Source organism: Halarchaeum grantii (assembly GCF_014647455.2).
Classification (GTDB): domain Archaea; phylum Halobacteriota; class Halobacteria; order Halobacteriales; family Halobacteriaceae; genus Halarchaeum; species Halarchaeum grantii.
The window spans coordinates 1-21,586 of the sequence record NZ_BMPF01000009.1; the positions used below are offsets into that span (position 1 = coordinate 1).

General features: G+C 54.7%; 10 protein-coding genes, 2 pseudogenes and 1 CRISPR repeat array. Of the genes and pseudogenes, 10 read left to right on the top strand and 2 right to left on the bottom strand.

Annotated elements, in window-relative coordinates:
• Positions 1 to 453 precede the first annotated feature (453 nt).
• From IEY12_RS15390 to IEY12_RS15400, 3 genes and pseudogenes are all read left to right on the top strand, one after another.
• A pseudogene (locus IEY12_RS15390) lies at positions 454 to 636 on the top strand (IS6 family transposase); the annotation flags it as partial.
• Between the two features lie 1,695 nt (positions 637 to 2,331).
• A complete protein-coding gene (locus IEY12_RS15395; protein WP_188884577.1) occupies positions 2,332 to 2,967 on the top strand; it encodes an IS6 family transposase in 636 nt (211 codons plus the stop codon).
• A gap of 56 nt (positions 2,968 to 3,023) precedes the next feature.
• Complete coding sequence (locus tag IEY12_RS15400) at positions 3,024 to 3,419, top strand: hypothetical protein (protein ID WP_188884539.1); 396 nt, start codon at positions 3,024 to 3,026, stop codon at positions 3,417 to 3,419.
• A 23-nt stretch (positions 3,420 to 3,442) separates the two neighbouring features.
• On the opposite strand, the pseudogene IEY12_RS15405 reads toward IEY12_RS15400, so the two are convergent.
• Positions 3,443 to 4,225 (bottom strand): annotated as a pseudogene (locus IEY12_RS15405) (IS5 family transposase).
• A 551-nt stretch (positions 4,226 to 4,776) separates the two neighbouring features.
• Between IEY12_RS15405 and IEY12_RS16045 the strand changes: the two are divergent.
• Complete coding sequence (locus tag IEY12_RS16045) at positions 4,777 to 5,031, top strand: DUF7123 family protein (protein WP_425433174.1); 255 nt, start codon at positions 4,777 to 4,779, stop codon at positions 5,029 to 5,031.
• A 1,217-nt stretch (positions 5,032 to 6,248) separates the two neighbouring features.
• Positions 6,249 to 8,356: a CRISPR direct-repeat array (repeat unit 30 nt; unit sequence GCTTCAACCCGACTAGGGTTCGGCTGTAAC).
• A 217-nt stretch (positions 8,357 to 8,573) separates the two neighbouring features.
• On the opposite strand, the gene IEY12_RS15410 is transcribed toward IEY12_RS16045, so the two are convergent.
• Positions 8,574 to 9,128, bottom strand: a complete 555-nt coding sequence (locus IEY12_RS15410; RefSeq protein WP_188884540.1) for a hypothetical protein — start codon at positions 9,126 to 9,128, stop codon at positions 8,574 to 8,576.
• A 1,026-nt stretch (positions 9,129 to 10,154) separates the two neighbouring features.
• Between IEY12_RS15410 and IEY12_RS15415 the strand changes: the two genes are divergently transcribed.
• From IEY12_RS15415 to IEY12_RS15440, 6 genes are all read left to right on the top strand, one after another.
• On the top strand, positions 10,155 to 10,934 hold the full coding sequence (locus IEY12_RS15415) for a DUF8008 family protein (protein WP_188884541.1): 780 nt from the start codon (positions 10,155 to 10,157) through the stop codon (positions 10,932 to 10,934).
• 421 nt (positions 10,935 to 11,355) lie between these two features.
• Positions 11,356 to 11,547, top strand: a complete 192-nt coding sequence (locus tag IEY12_RS15420) for a hypothetical protein (protein ID WP_188884542.1) — start codon at positions 11,356 to 11,358, stop codon at positions 11,545 to 11,547.
• 3 nt (positions 11,548 to 11,550) lie between these two features.
• Positions 11,551 to 15,696 carry an Eco57I restriction-modification methylase domain-containing protein gene (locus IEY12_RS15425; protein ID WP_188884543.1) on the top strand — a complete coding sequence of 1,382 codons (4,146 nt, stop codon included), beginning with the start codon at positions 11,551 to 11,553 and terminating at the stop codon, positions 15,694 to 15,696.
• 333 nt (positions 15,697 to 16,029) lie between these two features.
• Entirely contained in the window at positions 16,030 to 16,671 is a 642-nt protein-coding gene (locus IEY12_RS15430; protein WP_188884544.1) for a DUF6735 family protein, read from the top strand.
• A gap of 642 nt (positions 16,672 to 17,313) precedes the next feature.
• Positions 17,314 to 18,645, top strand: a complete 1,332-nt coding sequence (locus IEY12_RS15435) for an orc1/cdc6 family replication initiation protein (protein ID WP_188884545.1) — start codon at positions 17,314 to 17,316, stop codon at positions 18,643 to 18,645.
• A 1,992-nt stretch (positions 18,646 to 20,637) separates the two neighbouring features.
• On the top strand, positions 20,638 to 21,582 hold the full coding sequence (locus tag IEY12_RS15440; protein WP_188884546.1) for a hypothetical protein: 945 nt from the start codon (positions 20,638 to 20,640) through the stop codon (positions 21,580 to 21,582).
• Positions 21,583 to 21,586 lie beyond the last annotated feature (4 nt).

Below are 21,586 nucleotides of genomic sequence, written 5' to 3' on the forward strand. Positions count from 1 at the left end.
ACCAATCTTACAAGAGACACTCGCTACCGCTACACAACCGAGGTGTGAGGCTTAACTAAAGACGGATGCATCTGAACGCTTTCGCAGTAGGAATAGGAACGCTATGTAGTGGAATAAACGGTCTGCTTGCAGTCGTATTCTCCTCTCTAAAAGCGGACGAACGAGGACCCGCTCCCAGTTCGTCCATTCGGCCGTGGTTCCAATGGCCTCTCAACTCCCCCCAGAGTTGGCTTTGAGGTTGGATTCTCAATTACAGAGTTCTCCTCTGTTGCTCAGAGAGACCCAGTAATCACGCCTCCAACCGTGGGCACTCATATCTGAATTCTCCAACCATAATGTTGTTCTGGTCTTCCACATACTGGACCCACTCCCGCTGTCGTGTTGGATAGAAGAATGAGGCACTGTCTAGTTAAGCCAGTTTGAGAAGCGAGCAGTTCGTTGATTTCAGTGTCTATGCTCAACCAAGAACTGCTCAGAAAGACGTTGGAGACAGCGAATCTTGAATGTTGGGAGCGCGAGTGGACGGCGACGCCCGTCAGGGCCTTTGCCGTTCGTCTCCACGAGACTGGTTGTTTACTCAGAGAGACAAAAGAGATTCTTCGGCTATTCGGCGTGGAACGCTCGCGTCAAGCAATCCCAAAATCACTAGCGCATCTCCGTCCTACAGCCGGATAGATTGAGGTGACTATATAACGTCTAAATCTCTGAAAGATGGGTGGCGTAACGTGCTTCCACACGACGAGAACGTCTGGGCTGACGACCAGACCAGGAAGCCGGGTATGAGGAGACAATAAGCGGGGGAGCCGCAAGACGCTTTACGTCGTACCAACCATAGAATTAGTTTTATAAAACTGGAGATTAGACGACAAATGTCGGTAGTACGGTTTTCTGGACATCACCGTGCTCACCGACGTGCCACTCGTCACTGACGATAACGAGAGCTGCCCCCACTACGCTCTCGTCCTCTTGTCTTGATGTTCACCTGATCGATAGTGAAGTACAGCCCCCACAACTCAGCTGCCCGCAGAGGAATCCACCGAACGAAAGACAATGACGGTGCGTTCGAACTTGACGTTTCGTTAACCGAGTGCGTCGAACCAGGGACAGTGACCGAATCCGCTACGATTCGCTCTGCGACGCCTGACTTAATGCAACATCTGACCTCGGTGCTGGCCCACCGGATAATCAGTCGAATATCACTTAACCCAGTGGTTTAGGGACTTTTTTCAAATCTATGTAGAGTAGTGTTCACAAAAACCATCCACCTCTCGCTGTTACAGGAAAAGCTGTAGGCACTATCCGTGAGAGAATACCCCTACGACCGTGTAGTAGAAACCTAGAGTAGAATTGAAACCAAACCACTAATCGTTGAGAGTGAGAAGCATACGGTAGTCGCAGTGCGGTAGATACCCAAATCGGGATTGAAACGCGGTGATGACAGTCGTTGCTGTGACCGGCTTGCAGCTGCCGCAGTGTAGTAGAAACTCATACCAGGACCAAAAAATTAGATACCTGAGACTATGGGGGCGGGAGAGAGTAGTTGGCGGTATTTTCGCCCATGCCGAGTATAGTCAGATGAAATATAGCGGTGTGGTAGTAATCTTTCCCTTTGATACTTCTATCTGATTTGACTATCCTCGTAAAGCTATTTTATATCGACTACCTGTGTCGAACACCGATGTCACAGGCACAGAGTAATACAGAGAGTTTGACGCGCTCAAACTCATCATCAGCATTCTCTTCGATCGTCCGTCTTCACGATGACGGTGGAGAACCTGCGTAACTCAAGTAGACGTGCAGTGAATGGAGTGCCGATACAGAAATTCACGTTACACTACGGGAATTGTAGTGGTCCTCTCATATTTCACGAGAAGTCACCGATCTACCCCCACTGTATCCGCATAATGAGGAAAGCGTTCACACTATAGACGCGGTACAAGCGGTCCTCAGTTGGTTTGGTCAATGTCTTCGGCGGTCTCCGACTCGCCCCCGGAAACAAACTTGTAGACGAGGACAGTTAGAGCCAGTGCGAGGGCGAACTTGACGGTTGTACGCATAGGTCAGCGTACGTAACGGTCCATTATACCTTTTTGGGAGACACTCCGGTGGCGAGCTTATGGATAATCTAGCTGACTGTTCGTCTTGGAGCGTTCTACGCGATTTTGTAGGTTATCTCTTCAGTTCCACACGGCCTTGTTTAGACGCTGGATACGTACTCTTTTAGTTCAGACAATAGTTTGACATATAATGTGCTCACTTGATGTTCGGTGTGGCGACGGTAGTGTTTAGTTAAGGCTGAAAAGTGAGGCGGGAGTGATTTTCAGCTGGTTCATGGCGAAAATCGCCCGCCTCAGCGGTCATAGCGACTGGATCGAGTTAGATTTTGTGGAGCGCGAGCGGACACCGAGCGAGCTGATGGAGCTCGGTATTCGCCTCCATCTGTCCGGACTATCACTTTCGAATACCGTCTCAGAATTAGAGAAGTTCGGTGTCGAGCGGTCACGAAAAGCAGTTCACGACTGGGTACAGAAAGCCGATCTACAGCTAGCCACTGACGCGAGCCCGGATCACGTTGCGCTCGACGAAACTGTGATCCGAATTAATGGTGAGCAGTTCTGGCTGTACGCTGCTGTCGAACCAGAGACAAACGAGTTCCTGCATTTGAGGCTCTTTACGACAACGACGACAGCATTAACGCAGAAGTTTTTGCGGGAGCTCCGTGAGAAACACGACGTCAAAGACGCCGTGTTTCTCGTCGATTCAGCTCAGCATCTAGCGACTGCGCTGCATCGAGAAGGGCTCCGATTTCAGACCGTTCGCCATGGAAATCGGAATGCAATCGAACGTGTCTTTAGAGAAATAAAACGACGTACTTCTTCGTTTAGCAATAGCTTCAGCCACGTCAATCCAGAGACCGCAGAAACGTGGTTGCAAGCCTTCGCCGTCTGGTGGAATTCGCCTAACTAAACACGATGGTGGCGACCGAGGAAATTATTAACTATTTGTGCGACTGACTATTGTCTATGAGTACCCTCCCCTCAATCCGTCTGACCGTCACGACTTTTGTGTATTTTACCGCAATCTCTCTCGGTGCTGGTATCTTAGTGGTAAACCCTGCTCGGTTCCTTCTTATTGTACCACTTATTACCGGTGCTATTCTCCTCGGTCACGCTGTAAAAACTGCCAATCTCAACAAACTTGGATACGCAACGATGTGGTTATGGGCTGGTGTGATCGCCCTCGTCGTGATTGGAGCGGTAGCTGAGATTGTTCTTCAAGCAGATGTGCCTCCGTTAGCCGAAATCCCAGTTGCTCGCGTTCTTGGTACGTTCAGCCTTATCGCCATCGTTGTCGCAGCATACATACATGGTATACAGAGAGCAACAATAGAAGGGAGTCAACGGTCAATTACAACCTAAATACTAACATCTGGGTTGAACTGTTAGATAGCGACTTCAACATTTCTGACCGCCGCTTTCAAAACGAGTTCTCGGAACTCCCCAAACCACGTTCGAGCCCGGAGTGTGTCTCCATACCGCTGCTTAAGTGCGAAAAAGACGGACTCCACCACTGACAGTCGGTGATAGATGTCATCGTTATGCCGAGCATTGTGAGCCACGTCAAGTGGAGAGAACTCTCGGTGTTTAATTACTGGTCGGATGTTAGCCTCCCGAAGTTCTTGACGCAGGTCGTCCCAGTCATCCCCTTTGTCAGCGGTAACGGTCTGTAAGTGGCTAAGATTTCGTGTGAGTACCTGCTGCCCGACGTGGGTATCGTGCGGCTGCCTCGTCGAACAGTGAATATCCAAGACAATACTGGTTTCGCAGTCTATCAACGCTGTCGTCTTCACCGATTTGAAGGTGTAGTCTGTCCGGTTTGCGTAGTGATGGCTGGCTGAATGACGGTCGAAGCCAGTTGCATCGATGGCCTGCACTTCTCCGGTATCGTGAAGATCAGCGGAAAGCCGAAGAAGAACTCTCTAGACAGACATCTTGAGCTGCTGTTTCCGTGCGCAGACGGTTGTGAAGTCCGGCAGATCGCTCGACCTGAGATCCATCTTCTTGATGATTCCGTGCATTTCGTGAAGCACATCGAGGAGCCGTCGATACGGAAGGTCAAGGTATTCGCGTAGGCCGTGGATCGCAACGATTACCCAGTCGGCGTAGCCGCCGTCACCCTTCTTGACTGCTGGTGAAGGCTCGTCAGAGACTGAGCGTTTTGCCAGTGTTACGAGGCGATCTGTGAAGTGCGAGAGACGAGAAGACTACAACTGGTTCTGACTCAGAGGTCAGTTAGTTTACCGGGTTATCTGCCCTTCAAAGCGTCTAAACAAGGCCGTTCCACACCATTTCACGGAGGATAACCTGCCAGACAGGTTGAGTACATCTCTGTGACCGTGCACTATCAAGACCAGTAATAATACTCAGAAGTCAGCGAATGAAATCTATGTGTCGGTCTCATCTGGTCTGTTGTTGGTTGGCTTGTCGGTTTTCAGCTCCAGTCTGTCCACTTTGTCGGCTATTTCGGGGCAGATTTCGAGTGGACAGGAGTTATGTGCTACGGTGAGATTATGGATTGAATAGGCGATATTGTCATCCTTGTCGCGACTGCGCTCTCTACATCTGTGACCCCTGTCATGACGGATCTTTCGGAGAGAGCGAGCTGTGGTGTCACTGCTGCTCCACGTCTAGCCGTGATGTGGTCCGGAGGACTTGAGAGAGTTGTTAGAAGCGGTCGAAAAGGTTGATTGATAGAGTGCCCTACCCTAGATAGTCTATGGTGACTCCGAAGCCTGAAGAGCTCAGACAGCAAATCAAGCGGTATCTTATAGCTCAGGCTGAATCTGGCAATAAGTTTGTGAAGAGTAGGCATATTTCGGATTACCTCGATGTCTCGGCCAAGCGTGTTGGGCAAGCGATATGCGCACTTGAAGCAGAAGAGCAAGTGACGCTTGGACAACAAAGTATCTCGCTACATCGATGGGGTGGCAAGTCGGATGGTGTTACATGGTATATTGAGGTTTCAGAGTGACTTCTCCCACGACTAAAGCCGTGGGCTTCCCTTACTGAGGGTCGCGCCTCACGTCTAGTGGGGGGTCGCAGGTCCTATCTCGCCGTGAGTTCCCTTGAGTACGACCTGTGTTTCGCGCTGAGCCACAACAGCCCCCCACAGTTGATAGCGGGCTCTGAATGTCCATACCGACGGCTTGTTTCCCGATGTTCGACACTCCGTTTCTGTGAACCATATCGCCAACACGTCACTGACGTGTCTCACTCATCCATCGGGAGATATTCCCACCCATCTAGATGAGCTTTGTACAGGAAGATCTTCACCATCTTCGCATACGGCATCTTGTGGACTTTATCGTTCACGTACCAACCCACATCATTGTCAAGATTGGAGCCAAGCGTATCGAGAGGAGCTTGCCACGTTCTTCGAGCAGCTCGGTGGCGGGGACAGTGACTATGAGCGAGTATGCAGTAACGCTGAGTGAGGACATCGATTGAAACCTTGGGTTCGGTCGTGACGGCCCATATCGCGCGCACGCATAAGCAATTAGTACGGCGACACAGACGCGGGTGGCTAGTTTCGATACGACGAGGCCGGGTTGTCGTCAAGCAGGTCGGTGAACTCGAGAATCCTGACCCGGCTCGACGTTGAGGAGGTCCTCGCGGAGGTCAACCCCGTCCTCGTCCGTAGTCATGGTTTCTGCCCGATGGATTCGGTTGCCTCGACGGAATTCATCTCTCTCATATCGATTGGCTCAGGACGCGTGACTTCGCCGCCCGGCACCAGAACACGGTCTCGCCTGTCTGCCGCCGCTTGACTGTCCCCACCTCATGCAGCAACTCCAGATGGCGGCGTACGACGTCGAGAACACCCGCGTCCGTCACCGTCGGTTCCACCGGACGCTTCTCGCACACATCTACCCCATCACTCATGGGACACTTCACTCCTTTCCCCCAATACAGCGACCGGCACGAGTCACTCTCAACGGTCTCTCCTCCCTGTGGAAATCGGCGGTTACCCAACCGTATGAGCTCTCTCTGATCGGTGTGACGCGACGGTTCGCCGCGCGCGGCTGGACAGGGGCCGATGCGTCAAGCGCTCTCGCTCGCGCCCCACGGGGGCGCGAGGCGAAGGCGCGAAGGCGAGCGCGCCGAGCCGACGCGGGAGCCGCGTCACGGCACACCACCAACGAGTTGCGCGAGCGCGGTCCCGACGAACCACGATGCAGCTCCGAGAGCGCTTCAACCCGACTAGGGTTCGGCTGTAACGCGACCATGGCGACGAGGATATACCACGCGTCGAGGCTTCAACCCGACTAGGGTTCGGCTGTAACAACGTCCGACCGTGACCCGCGGGACGAGTCTCCGTTCTCGCTTCAACCCGACTAGGGTTCGGCTGTAACGACACTTCAGATTCACGGACGGCGGCGGACACGGCCCGCTTCAACCCGACTAGGGTTCGGCTGTAACGGGAGTACTCCTCCGCCACGTCCGCGTCCGTCGTCTCGCTTCAACCCGACTAGGGTTCGGCTGTAACCCAGCGTCGAGGACGGACGCCTGTGGTTCTCCGGCATGCTTCAACCCGACTAGGGTTCGGCTGTAACAGCCTCGGAGAGCTCGCCCGCATGGTAGACTTCAACGACGAGCTTCAACCCGACTAGGGTTCGGCTGTAACCGAACGGACGGATAAGGCGTGGAGGCGGAGGCGCGTCGAGCTTCAACCCGACTAGGGTTCGGCTGTAACCTCTCTCTCCACTACGTCGAACGCCTCGACGACCCGGCTTCAACCCGACTAGGGTTCGGCTGTAACGTTGCTAGCGCGGTTTCTTTATTCAGTTTGGAGCGTGCTTCAACCCGACTAGGGTTCGGCTGTAACTCGGCGGAGGTGGCGACTGATGCCAGCGACCGATAAGCTTCAACCCGACTAGGGTTCGGCTGTAACGGGGAGCTCCGTGCTCTCCGGGGCTCAGGATCTCGTGCTTCAACCCGACTAGGGTTCGGCTGTAACTTCCGTGTTCTCCGAGTGGTATGGGTCGCGTAGAAGGCTTCAACCCGACTAGGGTTCGGCTGTAACAACCGGCGACCTCGGAGACGACGCGGTTACGACCGCGCTTCAACCCGACTAGGGTTCGGCTGTAACCCTCGTAGTAGACGACGAGGTGATTCTCTCCGTCCTCGCTTCAACCCGACTAGGGTTCGGCTGTAACACCTCATCGAGGATATTCAGGTTCAGTTCAACGGGCTTCAACCCGACTAGGGTTCGGCTGTAACGGCTCGTAGATCACGCCCTTCGCGGTGCCGCCGATGCTGCTTCAACCCGACTAGGGTTCGGCTGTAACATGACTTTCGACGGACCCATCAACACGACCTACGGTGCTTCAACCCGACTAGGGTTCGGCTGTAACCAGCTGAGTGATGCCCTCGTCGTCCCAGCGGAGCGTGCTTCAACCCGACTAGGGTTCGGCTGTAACACCAGCGGAGTCGTATATTACTACCGGACCGATAACAGCTTCAACCCGACTAGGGTTCGGCTGTAACCGTCCACGCGGACGTGCGGGGAGGCACCGTCCTCGAGCTTCAACCCGACTAGGGTTCGGCTGTAACGGCGACAGTCGGAGCCGCAGGAGCCGGCTGCTGCCGACGCTTCAACCCGACTAGGGTTCGGCTGTAACGCGTCGTCGCCCTCGTTGATACGGAGCGGCTGCGGGCTTCAACCCGACTAGGGTTCGGCTGTAACCCTCGACGGCCACCGGCTCGCCGCTCTGCGGGGCGCTTCAACCCGACTAGGGTTCGGCTGTAACACTAACTGTCCGTAGGCGTTCCGTCCGACCTCTACCAGCTTCAACCCGACTAGGGTTCGGCTGTAACTGGTCCTCGGTCCACTCGTGGCCGCAGCGGTGGCAGCGGCTTCAACCCGACTAGGGTTCGGCTGTAACTAGAGCCGTCCAGCTTCTCCCCGTTCGAGTCGCGGCTTCAACCCGACTAGGGTTCGGCTGTAACACTGTCCGACGTGCGGATGGACGCAGGACGTGAACGCTTCAACCCGACTAGGGTTCGGCTGTAACGCGGCGACAACGGCGGCAACGACTCCGGGGCGACCTGGGGCGACCTTCAAGCTTCAACCCGACTAGGGTTCGGCTGTAACCGTTCATCGACGAGCAGGACGTTCCTGCCGGCGACCCGCTTCAACCCGACTAGGGTTCGGCTGTAACCCGCGACGACGCTGTAAACCGCGTCACCTCCCTTCATCGCTTCAACCCGACTAGGGTTCGGCTGTAACAGGCCGACCTCCGCGTCTACTTCTCCGTCTCGGACGAGCTTCAACCCGACTAGGGTTCGGCTGTAACCATGGCCTGTTCGGCGGCCACAGCGCTGCTTCACTGTGGATCCACATCAGTATTTTCGTCGACCGGCAATTCCGGGTGAACCCCCGGGGGGTCGACGACGAAACAAGAGGGGGTGTGTTGAATAGCGTGCTCTTCAGTCGGTACTCATCGGATGCACGCACAGTAACTCTAACAGCAAGAACTGGACGACCTCCGAACCGGGGAGAGCCTGGGTTGGTTAGTCGGCTTTGTGCGGCGGCTCTGTGGTGTCGTCGCAGTTGTGTGCGACGATTCGCTCGGGAAGACCGACGACGCCACAGACAGTGCATTCTGCAAGCCGAGTCTGCTCGGTCGTACTCAATGCTGTCTCGACGTCGTAGAGTCGGTTGGCGAGTGCGAGTAGGCGGTCGGCTGCCTCTCCGCCTCCCTGTGCGGCCGGTTGGGGTTGGATGACGACGGGGAATGTTTCGACGCCGCCACCCCAGAGACACGACGGCAGCACCGTACTCGAATCCTGGTGTTGGACGGCCTCATACGTTCGAACCACGACGTCGCGAGTCCTGGGTTGGACGTACTCGACGGCGAGCTCGCCCGCGTAGTAAAACGCAGACCCGTGCCGAATCGGCCCCGACCGAATCGACGTCGGCGCAAACCGCACCCGAACCGCATAGTAGTCTATGCCGTGTCCGTCTTCACGGCCGCCGTGCGCAGCCCAATTCCCCGGCAGATCAAACGACTCCACACACTCCACGCTGTCGATACCGTTTTCTGACTCTGGTCGCGTAGTAGCCATTGGTCGTAGTCACCAGACGAAGACCAGCTCCGGTGTGCCAGCACCGGGGCATTCTACCGCGAAAATGCCCGATGAGCCAGTGCTCCGTCTACTCTACGGTAGACGCTAGGTCCACTTAGTAATTTCGTCTATAGACGAAAATTAATTGACTCGGTCTCGTCCCTCATCGGTGATGTAGTAGTAGGATCGCCTGCTACTCGCGTCTTCAGGAAGTGGTTGAATTTCGCCTTGATCAAGCGCGTCCTTATTACACCGCATTACAAGACCTGCCTCCAAGAGCCGCTTCAAAATGTTCTGAACGGTCCGGTATCCGAAGGTGATACTCCGTTCGACTTTCAGTCCACGGAAGATAGCCTTCGGTGGGAGAGCAATCCCATGGGATGCGAGGAAATCTAGTACTTCGTTCTCGCGATCCCGTGGTGGCATACATCCGTCTTCACCAGTCACGGTGTTATTTTCACCGGAATTGACGCTGTTGTTTTATTGGCGAATAAACGCGCTTCTAAGCGCATACTTTCGTCTATTAGCACAACCTATTTATGCTTTCTATCACTTGGCACCAGATAAGCGACGCTACGAGGCGAAGCAGTGTCTGTGAGAACAGCGCCGAACGGATAGGGGCCGTTCGACGCCTCACGGTGTCGCTTCGAGGAACGACATGTACGAAGACAACTTACACGCAAAAAGAACTTCCGCCACATCGGAGACACACGGGACACGGCGCGGCGATCCTGACGGAGTCGACGCTGACCGGATTCGAGTCTACCACTCACCATCTTCGAACGCTGCCGAGGGTGGACACCGGGCTGGTCCGCTTCCCACGCGGGGGCGTTGCGCCGTCGTGATTGCTCGCCTTACGCAGTCTGGGTGGCGACGCGACGCCGCATAACGCCACGTCCTGATCCACTAGTGTGTGCGATGGCCGCCACTCCTCGCTTCACTGGTGGTGCTTCGGGACGCTACCCGGAGTCCCACACGCGGAGTGTCGCGGTCGTCGAGACTGAATTCCCCGATCACCGTCTTCCGATGAGTACGACCCACGATACGCCGACGCTTGAATCGCTCGCCGACCGCATCAGCCAACTCGAGGCCGAGTTAGAGGCCGAACGCGACGCCCGCGAAGAACTCGAGGAGCGCGTCGCCGACCTCGAGACAGAGAACCAGATCCTCCGCTCGCGCGTTGATGGGCTGCACACGACGACGGACAAGACCGAAGCCCGGCTCAACGAACTGCAAGCGCGTGAACTCGAGAAGGGCGCACACCTCCGGAAAGAACACGTCTACCCCTGGACGGACGACCTCGACGTCGCGACCGGCCGCCTCGAGACCTTCGAGAAAGACCACGGCACCTTCATGCGGATTCCCGACGCCGACGACACCCTCAACCGTGGTGGAGCTACCCAGCTCGCTGAGCAGGACCTCCTCCCCATCCAGCAACTCGCCCGCCTTGACGACGATATGCTCCGTGGGACTGTCGACAACCTCCCCAGTCGCCTCGCTGCTAAGGCTTGGGCCGAACGCCACGAGGATACCGGCCTCTGGCAGCACGGCAGTGGTGACGTCCGCGAATACATCGACGCGAGTGACCTCCGGCATTGGATCCGCCGCGAAGAGTCCGGTATCTCTGAGGCCTACGCGAAAAAACTCGTCTCCCGCACCATCGACGCCCTCCAAGAATACACTCATCATCGGCTCACCGTCATGAAACGCCGACGTCGGAAAGACGGCCTCCAGTACAAGGAACGCCGCATCGTCTTGAGAAGTGACGTCGAGGTTCCCGGCGAAACCACCCAGAGACAACAGTAGTCCACAGACGAAGCCGTCCCCAGGGGGCTACAGCGACACAGAACCCACAGCCACGATAGGACGACAGGACGGCACAGAATCGGACTGCGGTGTTCGTGTGGGTTGCGTAGTCGTGGGTCTCTCTTCTCGAACGGTGTCGACGGTGGTAGACCAACGACTCCTGACTTGTGGTTCTCTGTGGACGACGGCTGTCACCGGGCCCTAGGTAACCTGCTAAGTTTGTATAGTCTAGACAGTCTACTGTGGCACTATTAGGACAGTAGACGGTTTCGTCGTCCACGATCTCGCCACGGTTAGCTATGCTGTCGGGCTGGCCAGTGACTGCTTATTCGACGCTACGGATTTGGATTCTACTCAAGCCCTGCTTGGTTAGTCTAGGTAAAGACTATATTATTGGGCTGAACAATCTCCGGTATTACCAATGACCCGGAAACAAGTTGGTCGAAACACAGGGAACTCCGGCCGGATTAACGTCTCCGGGTCTGAGTTGGAAGAACTCGGCGTGGAAATCGGCGACGAAGTAGATATCGACGTCGTCGACGCGAAGGAAGTCGCACACGCCATTATCGACAGCAAAGATTCCGAGGAATTCCTTATCGTTACCCCCGCCTAGCGCATGCAAACGGCACTCACCTACCGGACGAATCGCGACCTGTTCTCCAACCACTACCTCGACGAGCACCTCCGCGAGACCGAAGAATGGGACGAGGTTAGCGACGACGAGATCCAAGAGGCCTACGACGACATTATGGCACTCTGGGAGCGCGAGAAGAGCACCGCTCCTAAACGGAATGAGTCCCAGCTCGAGGAGAAATTCATCCGGCCAATGTTCCGGAAACTGGGTATTCCGTTCGAAGTCGAAGAAAGCACTAGTAGGACGCAGCGCCGACCGGACTACGGGTTCTTCGAGACTGAGGAAGCAGCACGTGATGCGTTTGAACGGCGTGAGGAAGGCGGAGACTTCTACGAGAACGCTGTTGCCGTCGCGGACGCGAAACGCTGGGGGCGCGCCCTTGACACTCGTGGGAGTGGCGAACACGAACGGGACTTCGAGAACCCCTCCTACCAGATCCACGTCTATCTCCAAGAGACGCCAGCCGAGTGGGCCGTCCTCACCAACGGGAAGAAGTGGCGGCTCTACTACGCGCCAACCAGCCACCGTCTCGACTCCTACTACGAGATCGACCTCCCGACCGTTCTCGAAAACGGTGACCTGGAGGACTTCAAGTACTTCTACCTCTTCTTCCGCCAAGAGGCGTTCCGCCCGGACACGAGTGGCGACTCCTTCCTCGACGACGTCTACGACCAATCGAACAGATTCGCACAGGAGCTCGGCGAGGATCTCCAAGACAACATCTATGAGGCGATTAAGGTTCTCTCCGAGGGATTTCTCGAGTATCCCGAGAACAACCTCGATGAGGACGACCTTGACCGCATCCACGACAGCTCGCTCATCTATCTCTACCGGCTCATCTTCGTCCTCTACGCGGAGAGTGAGGGACGTGACCTCTTGGACACGAGCAACGAGATCTACGAGCAGTCCTACAGCCTCAATACACTGAAGGAGGACGTCGCCGAGGAACTCGACAGCTCGAACCCGTCCTATCGTGCGTGGCAGGACACCCTCTGGTCGCGGCTGGACGAACTTTTCAAACTCATCGACCAAGGGAGCGAGTCTCGTGGCATCCCCAAAGACGACCTCTACGTCCCTGCGTACAACGGCGGACTCTTCCGAACGAATCCAGACGAGGACGGGAGTGAAGAGGCCGTTTTCCTCGCAAACCATGAGGTCGGCGACGCGTATCTCGCTCGCGTGATCGACCTCCTTGCACGGAGTCAGACCGAGGAGGGCGGGAAGACGTTCGTTGACTACTCTTCGCTCGGCGTCCGCCACCTCGGGTCCGTCTACGAGGGACTGCTCGAGTATCAACTCCACGTCGCGGACGAGCCGCTCGCGCTTGAGGACGGTGAGTACGTTCCCGCTGACGAGGGTGAGGACGTCGCGGTCGAGGAGGGCAAGGTCTATCTCACGACGGACGGTGGTGAGCGTAAGGCCACAGGGTCCTACTATACGCCCGAATACGTCGTTGAGTACATCGTCGAGGAGACGCTCGGCCCGCTCGTCGACGACATCCGCGAGGACCTAGTCGCGCAGAGTGCGCGCGGTGACCAGGGGTTCGCGGAGGAGTTCGCTGAGCGCGTCTTTGAGCTCAAAGTCCTCGACCCAGCAATGGGGTCAGGGCATTTCCTCACGAGCGCGGTCGACTACCTCGCTCGCGAGATCATCGACGCTCAGGAGAAGCAGGCTGCTCAGCAGGGTGTCGAGACGATTGACGAAGATCATGACATCAATTGGGCGCGACGGAAGGTTGCCCAGCGCTGTATCTACGGTGTCGACCTGAACCCGCTCGCCGTCGAACTGGCCAAGGTCTCGCTATGGCTGCGAACGCTCGCTGCCGAACAACCGCTCGCGTTCCTCGACCACCACCTGAAAGCTGGGAATTCACTTGTTGGCAGCGACATCAAGGACGTCCTCGCACAGGGCGAAGACGCGACGTCGGAGGGCGGACAGCTCACTCTCCAGCAGTCCTTCGACCACACGCGCCAGCAGGCCCTCGAGCACGTCATGGAGCGCTTCACCGACCTCCTCGCCATCGACAACGAGACCCTCTCGGACATCAAGGAGATGGAGGAAGTCTACGAAGAGGTTCGAGAAGATGACCTCTATCAGCACTTGCTCGCGATGGCGAACGTACAGACAGCTGCCGAGTTCGGCCTTGACGTCCCTGACGACGCTGAGGAGCGGATGGCGGAATCCCTCCGTAGTGGGTCATGGGACGAAATTGAGAACCAGGATTGGTTCAAGAACGCGCAGGCGATGGCCGACGACGAGAGTTTCTTCCATTGGGAACTTGAGTATCCCGTCGCGTTCTACGGAGATGACGGTAAGCGATTGGATGATGCCGGCTTCGACGTCGTCATCGGGAATCCACCTTATGTTCGGATATATGGTGACCGGATCCCAGAGCAGACAGTAGAGTATTGGCGACAGAAGTACGAAGAAGTCGCCCACATGAAGTTTGATTTATATGTTCTATTCCTCGCTGAATCCATCAACCTCGTACGGTCAGGAGGACTTGTTTCTGAGATTGTACCGGACAAATTCCTAATGACACCTTATGGTGAGCCACTGCGTGAGAAAATTCTCAATGAGACAGATATCCGATCTATCGGCGACCTTCGTAATATCCGAGTCTTTGAGTCGGCGAGCGTATCGAACGTTATCCCTACCCTAGAGAAGTCAAACAAGCACTCTACTGAGTTCGAGATCCACGAGTGGATATCCGGGAATATTCAGGCTGTTGGAACTGTCCCTACCACTGCTGTAGTTTCTGACGACGATTCCTCCTTCCGACTTGAACGCCGACCCATCGATGTTCAGATATCACAAAAGATTGAGGAGCAGTCGATTCGGTTCGATGAGATATACTATTCGAACTGGGGTCTTCGGACAGGGACCGCGGAGAAAACAGAGAAGTTCGTAGTTGAGGAGAAAACAGACACCGAGGATGCCCATCCAATGATTCGTGGGCAAGATATCGCAGGCCGATACGTCCTTGAACAACCATCTGAGTATATAATTTATCAGCCAGAGGAGCTATACAACCCGATGTTTCCGGAGCTCTTTGAGAATCCAAAAATTGTCTTCCGGAAAATAAGTGGGGAGGGTCTGATGGCCGTTGTCGATGAGGATGGATACTACTGCTTCTCCACACTCATTCCGTGCGTAAACCTGACCGATATCCAGGATGTCGAAAGACAGGGGATTCAGTCAGCCACGAAGAGAGCACACCAGTACGACGACCCATATTTCGTTCTCGCCTTGGTGAATTCGAACCTTCTCCATTGGTACTATCAAATCAACTTATCTGATGACCTTAGTGTCGTCCCAGGACACATTCAGCAACTTCCGGTTTATGACGTCAACTTCGAGGGAGATAGTATTGAGAGCGAAGAGACCTTCCTCAGCTACGAACAGTACCTTCAAGGTAAACAGGGCTTAGAGCAGACGGTATCTCTTGTCAGCGATCATAGCTCATCTCACGTCTTCTACCAAGTACTTGGATTCCTTGCCGAGTCCATGATGGAGTATAACCGGAGACATACATCACTCAACTTGGATCTTCTTGACTATCTTGGGAACTACATGGAGGGGTCGGAACTCCCAGATATCGGCCTTTTCAAACCCGCCTCCTCGAATATCCTTGACGCCACCACTGAGGAATACGAGAAGTTACGTGTTGGGGACGTGAAGACAAAGCGCGACAGACATAGCGTCACTATCTTCGCGAGGGCACGGTACAAACCTGAAGACGAGGACGAGTTTGAGACGGATCAGTGGGGATACAGGGAGACGGACTTCTACGAGGCGTTCACGCTTACAGACCTATCTAAGGAAGAGGCATCTCTCGTTGAGGAGTTCGTCCCGGTCGCCGTTGAGGAAGCCGATGGATTCGCGGGCTTCCGCGACAACGCGACGAAGACGAATTCCCCGATCGACCGCCTGAAGGCCATCACGCTACCCGACCCCGACGACGTCGCGGACGACCTCGAACGCTACATCGAGGTCAAAGAACGCGCCGACGAGCTCGACGAGAAGATCAAGAAGACCGACGAGCTCATCGACGAAATCGTCTACGACCTCTACGGGCTGACCGACGAGGAGATCGAGATCGTCGAAGAGGCTGTGCAGGACGACTAATTACGGGGGGAGGACACGTCAAGATCGTCGACAAGCAGGATGGGTTGCGAAGACTATCGCGAGAGCTACTGTCGTCAGCTTTCTACTCCCCACAGTAGAGAGGGGTAGCCAGTCGCAACAATCCAAATACCCTCTTTTTACCCAGATTAACAGGTTGTGTGAATCGCGTATCGATCCAGTACCTCGTCAAGCAATAGTCGCAGCAACTGCATACCCCAACGTTATGTTCCGGGTATGTCCTCGAAAAAACAATCTCCACGCTGTCTATCGGTTGCGTTTTTGTCGCCCCCGAGAGGGGTGCGGGGCGTCTTGAGAGGCGTCGCGCGGAGTCGTATGGGTCATCGTGCTCTTGTTGCGTACGAACGGCCGGACGGACAGTACAACCTCCACTACTCGCATCGTGGGGCGAAGCATCTCCAGTTGAAGCAGGTACTCACGCTCGGAACGCCATTTGGAGAGGACACAAGCGAAAACGAATGGACGAAACGCGTCTACGAATGCCTGCAGACGGCCTCAGACACGTCGATTCCGACGCCTGGGCGTGGGGAGTCACGGACGCCGACGCGCGTCTGGGTTGAGCCCTGCGCCGTCAGCGTGACGCTCGAAGAGATTCGGCGAGCGTATCTTGACTACCTCGCGCATGAAGCGTTCTACGTCGTGGGCTGTGACGACTGGCAGCTGCGGGTGACGGCGTATCGCGTGTTCTGGTTTGGCTTGGCGGACGTCGCGACGACGGCGCGCCGTACGCCGACCGTCGGCCATGGTGCGTTACGCACGGTTGCGTGGCGCGACGGCGACCCAGTCAATGACGAGTATGTGCGTGGGGAGTTCGACGCGCTCAAAGCCGTCGTCGGCGATCTTCTCGATTGCGGCGTCTTCGCGAGCGACGGCGAGGCACTCGCGTATCTCGAACGACTGTTCCGTGAGTGGAGTGCCGACGCCGACAGCCACGTCACACTACGGGAGTCACAGTAGGGGACCCCCCACATTTCACGAGAAGTCACCGATACATACCCCACCGTGTCCGCATAATGTGGGACTCTGTCACAGTGTAGTGTATCGAAGCGTGCGAGTCCACCCCTCCACTGTTTCCGGAGTTAGCGATGGACCGCCCATTCTGAGCAGAGTACACGAGAGGGAGAGAGTACCGTTTCCGGTGGGGCAAGAAAACACGAGCGGGGGAACTGTATGAAGCCAAATCCTACCACAAGACTCGTAATTGAAATTGCAGTACGGGTGCTATTTTTGTCGTACTATCTTAGTCTTTTCTCCATTATACTTCACTAATTGTGGATGGTGACGCGACGCCTGATCGCCTGCACTGGAAATACCACTCTCTCCCTCTCCATCGGATTTCGTCGGCTATTCTGTCAATGCCTCCTCATTCAACTGATCTCGACGTCGGTGTAGGACCAGCTATGCACTGGAAATACCACTCACCACTGGAAACACTACCCGACGATGAGCGGGCACTACGACGAGAACAACGGCATCTTGCACCGGAAATACTACTCACCACCGGAAACACTACCCGGGGTGGTAGCACTGGAAACTCCACTCCCGAAGCGTTATGGTGCTACCGCAGAGAACCACAGTAAGTCCGAAGGATAGCGCGTTATGCCTCAAGAAAATTCAGGCGGTGACTCAGACGGAAACCCACACCCAAACTCCGGTACTCCCGACAGCGCACCGCTCTTCACGCCAGACACGAACGTCTACAAGAACCGGGACGCTGTCAAAGACTCATATTCACCGGACAAAATCGTCGGTCGAGACGATGAAATTGAAGACTACATGCAGTCGCTACAACCCGTCATAAACGGTGAAGAACCGGACAACATCTTCGTCTACGGGAAAACTGGTGTCGGGAAAACTGCAGTCACCGAATATCTCACGAACGAACTCTCACAATCAGCCTCCCACTACGATATCGACCTCTCGATTCTCACAATCAGCTGTAAGGGGGCAAATACATCGTACCAGACAGCGATACGTCTCGTCAACGAACGTCGGTCATCCGACGAACAGCTGAGTCAAGCCGGCCACGCCGAGTGGAAGGTCTACGACGCCCTCTGGGAGGAACTCGACGCACTCGGTGGAACGATCCTCATCGTCCTCGACGAGATCGACAATATTCGAGACGACGAACTGCTCTACCAGTTAAGTCGCGCCCGAAGTGAGAACAACATCACAGAGTGCAAGCTCGGCGTCATCGGGATTAGCAACGACCTCACCTATCGGGATCGACTGAACGCCGAAGTCCGCTCGTCCCTCGGTGAGAAGACCGTCTTCTTCCCACCCTACGACGCAAACGAACTCCGAGATGTCCTCCAACGACGCGCCAATCTCGCGTTCCAAGACGGCGCACTCGCACCTGGCGTCCTCCAACTCTGTGCGGCCTTCGGTGCAAAAGATAGCGGTGACGCGCGAAAAGCTATCACACTCCTACGCGAATCTGGCGACCTTGCCAGAAACGAAAACGCGGATCAAGTAACCGAAGACCACGTCGAGCGAGCGCGCGAAACCGTCGAAACCGAAGAAGTCGTCGAGGGAATTGGCGAGAATCTCTCCGAGAACGAGCAGCTAACTCTCTACGCTCTCGCAACTCTCACCGCCCAATCAGCCACACCCGCCCGAACACGCCGAGTATATGAGCGATATACACAGCTTGCGAATGCTGCCGGACGCGAACCAGTAAGCAACCGGCGAATCCGCGACTTCCTCGCTGAACTTGAGTCAATGAACATCGTACAGCAACAACAGCAGAGCGGCGGGACAAACGGCAATTACAACGAACACGAAATCGTCCACGACGTCGACGATGTGCTTCGTGGGCTCACCGAGGTCCTCGAAGCCGTCGGCGTCCATGATTCCGTAACTCAGCACGTCACCTTCCATGGGGGAGGAGACGGCGACACCTTCACAACTGGAACTAACACCACCTCATAATCGCTCACAACGTGCAGCGACGAGTTCCCTACATAACTTGGCGCTCTGATGTCTCAACATTCTCTACTACTACGAGATGAAACCGCCAGCACCTACAAACAGAGCACTTGAAACGACCTCCCCCCCTCAATCAACGGGCACGCAATATTGAGAGCCATACTGACCTCCATCACTATTCCCCACGTTTCTGTCCACACGAACATTCCAAACGACCCCTCTCCGGGTCAGTTAACCAACAGACTGTGCAATCTGACTCAAATTGTTGGTTAAGATCTGACGACACCACGCGCCCGAACGACGCAGGAAACGCATAGAACGTCACACGAGCGTCATCAACGCGGACGCCCTTGCTATCCGTTCGATCCCGACCGCCTGAGCGACCTACGCTTGAAAGGTATCCTTGACGACGAAGAGCGGAACGACGGCCGTGGTCGTGGGGCGTACTACCAGTATCAGCTCGGCGACCGTGAAGACATCATCGGCGAAATCCTCCAAGAAGACGGGTAACTCTCTACTCTCTGTTAGCCAACTATTGAATAGCCACCTCGTGTGGTCTAACAGCCAATTTGCGGAGGTTTACACTCGACACCTGGTGTGTCTCCCTCACCGGTCTCCCGATCCACGATTGGCTTCGAGCTTCCTGGGCACACGTCACGCCGCACAGGACTCCGTACCAGTACGGGACCACCGGCAATCCGACCGGGGTTCGAGAAGGAAGCAATGACTACTGTCGTTTCCAGTTATTTCACTAGTGCCAGTTGCAGTAGTGGATCCAAAACGGATTCTCTCGCTGGCTAGCCATCACTGAACACTCAAAATGGGTGGTGTCGGTGGATCCGTCTGATTCGCATCCACGCGAACACTCCAAACAACCCCTCTCTCCCCCGATTAGTTAACCAACAGGCTAGGTCAGGTTGCACAGTCTGTTGGTTAAGCCGATGGTACCGCACTCTGGTTTTGTGCGAGCGTGCCATCGTACAGTTGTCACGTCCTATCAAGAAATAATTAGTCTAGGTGGCTTAGGTCGCAGCATAGAATCGAGCAAGGCCACACTCTGGACAGACGTAGCAGGTCAGATAGTCGCCTTTGAGATCGAGGGCACCTAAGAGACCACCCCCTGAATCGATACGGATACCATCACCCTTGTATGACGTTTTGTGTTCCGTCTCGCTCATCTCTACCTCACAATCGGGGCAGGACGGCATATACCAAGATACTTAGCCGGGATACAATAGTGGTAGGTTCAGGTTGTGGACGAACCGGTGGAGAGCATTCTATGTGGAGAGAAAACTGAAGAAGATGGTATCTGATAATATGGTATGGGACTAGGCTGGGACGATCTATCCGATGATCCGTGGGAACTTCCCATTTCTAAACCTAAAGCAACGTCATGGGTGGATCTCATTCAGCACCTCAATGGGGCGGGACCACGAGAAACCAAACCTTCTGAGCTTAGAAGACGGCATAAAGAAAAATACGGAAGCGTGATGGCTATCAGTGCAAAAGGCAGAGTTGTTCGTCAGGATTCGACCACTCCTCACCTATAGGTGAGTATTGGATTGGAGAGGGTGGACAGATACAACGCCCTCAGAACCAGAGTCGTCGAGAGCTCAGCGACAGCATCTGCATGTATCTCATCGAGCGTGCGGGTGGAGACCAAAACGTCCCCTCTAACCAGATAACCCTGTGTAAATCTTGCTATAGGTATCTCCATAGACAGTGTGGCGAGCAAATACCGGAGTGGGAATAGTTTACTGGGCTTGGTGGGAGTGATCGCGATCTACTTAATTGGTAGGCAGACCTTCCTAACAGTTGTTCCAGCAGGTGTAGTGCCGACCTAATTGGATTTCAACAGAGCCATATATCTCAGTACTTTATCATTTGTTATACTAAATCATTATTAAGATGATGATGTGTTAGTTTGTTGGTTGTGGCAATAGCGACAACTACACAAGTTCTTATACTTATGTGTGACAGTCAACTAATTGCTCTATGACAGAGCAATCCCCGACTCGGAGAAAGGTTCTCAGGAGTATCGGAGCTGCCGGAGCACTCAGTCTATTACCAAGACAGGCTCTGGGAGCGTCAAAAACTGAAGTTGGTACTCCTCTAAAGAATCTTGGGCCGTATAAAGAGGCGACAGTAGAAGAAATGTCAGCAATATACCAAAGGCGGCCTAATACTGACCAATTTGCAATTAGTACTGGGGCCTTTGGCAACGGAATTGAATTCTACTTGGTATCAGGAGCCCCCTCACCACAGAAGAGTCCTAAAGAAGTAATTCCCCTCACCAACAGCTCGGAAATTGGCGTCTTTGCTCCCCAGTGGAGAGGAGAGAGTGAAATTGAGTACACCCAGGATTATAAACGAAAGGTAGCAAATGTTTCTGCAGATAATAATCTGGAAGATCCAACTATCGTTGATAAAGATGTGAGTCAGAGTGATGGGGAGTTTAGCACTATGCTGTCAGTTCCGTTCCCCATTCCAAGTAGCCTCCCAATTGATCTTTGTACCCCTATGCCGAATGGGAATCAAATCTGTATACAAACCGGAAAAATTATCGATAACTTCGGACAGCCACGAGACTGTCGAGACGGCGAAAGCGCCCCTGTTGTCTCAGTTGATGTAAAGATAACAGAAAAAGAGAGTTTTGGCGCTGGAGATGTAGTTGCTAGTGTCTCCCCTTGGATCGGACTTGAAACAGATGGAAGTGCAGTATGGGTTGGAGAAGAGATATCCGGGGAATGTACTCGGTATCCGATAAAAATACAGGATTTCACTGCTGCTCCAGCAGATTTAGTTGATCAGCTGGGTGAAGTATCAGGTGATATTGTTGAAAAATTAGGATATAGTCGCAACAATGGTGTTCTTGTAGCTGCTGTCGCAGTTGTGATTGCGCTGCTAATTGCCGCACCCCCAACAGGAGTGCCAGCATAAAAGA